The 242-nt window shown below is 69.8% G+C and carries 1 protein-coding gene; it reads right to left on the minus strand.

Translation table 11 applies throughout. The features are described from left to right. The coding region (locus tag SB660_RS23250) for a hypothetical protein (protein ID WP_410584916.1) at positions 1–242 on the minus strand (242 nt) is incomplete at both ends.

The raw sequence follows: 242 nt of genomic DNA on the forward strand, positions 1-242 counted from the left end.
GATCCGGTTGGCCGCCTCCTTGTCGGGCGTGGAGGCCGCGACGTACTGGAGCGTGCGGTTCCGGGGGTCCGCCCACTGGGCGCTCTCCATCGTCTCGCCGTTCTGATCGAACCAGTCCATGACGGAGGCGTTCGGGATGTGCTCGCCGAGCCGCGCGTACTTGCTCGGGCGCAGCGCGGGGTTCTCGGCGCGCAGGCTGATCAACCGCGCCACGTGCGCGCGGAGATCCTTCTGCCAGGGTT

Source organism: Bacillus sp. SIMBA_005 (genome assembly GCF_046535585.1).
GTDB classification, from domain to species: Bacteria; Bacillota; Bacilli; order Bacillales; family Bacillaceae; genus Bacillus; species Bacillus pumilus.